Source organism: Microbacterium sp. Leaf351, from assembly GCF_001423825.1.
Lineage (GTDB): Bacteria > Actinomycetota > Actinomycetes > Actinomycetales > Microbacteriaceae > Microbacterium > Microbacterium ginsengisoli.
Genome location: NZ_LMPK01000008.1, coordinates 21,207 through 21,693, shown reverse-complemented (window position 1 = coordinate 21,693; position 487 = coordinate 21,207). Strand labels below are relative to the sequence as shown.

2 protein-coding genes are annotated in these 487 nt (G+C 70.6%); both read right to left on the bottom strand.

What is annotated here, in order from left to right; translation table 11 throughout:
- Positions 1-222, bottom strand: a 222-nt coding sequence (locus ASG00_RS03070) for a hypothetical protein (protein ID WP_162238334.1), incomplete at its 3' end; no start/stop codon positions are given.
- Positions 223-224: 2 nt separating this feature from the next.
- A partial coding sequence (locus ASG00_RS15195; RefSeq protein ID WP_056206790.1) for a hypothetical protein occupies positions 225-487 on the bottom strand: 263 nt, incomplete at its 5' end.

Genomic DNA, 487 nt, shown 5'->3' with positions numbered 1-487 from the left:
CCCGTCCCACGTGCGCACGTCACCGAACGCGCCGGAGCCGGTCGCCTGCTGCCGGTACCGGGTGGTGAAGAGGTGGATCTCCTCCGTCATGTCCCGGTCGCCGAAGTTCACCGTGATCGGCGGGTAGCCGGCACGCACGAGGTCATCGGACAGGGCACCGAACGCGTCCCGGGTGCCGGCCGCGTCGAGGCGTGCTCCGGCGGCGATGATCAGAGACGACATGGTCAGCTCGGCCCGAGGTAGCGGATCGAGAACTCGCCCTGCGCGCGCGCCGTCCCACCGACCGTCAACGCGGCCGTCACGGACGAGATCCACACTCGCAGCGACGCGCCGGCCACCAGGAGCACCGAGGCGACGTCGAGCTTCAGCATCGTCTGCTGCGAGGAATGCGCGTTCACCGAGTCGAGGGTGAGCACGTCGGTCGGGCTCCCACCACGGATCAGGTACGCCTGCGCGGCACCGCCTGACGCGGGCTGCACCGCGAGAC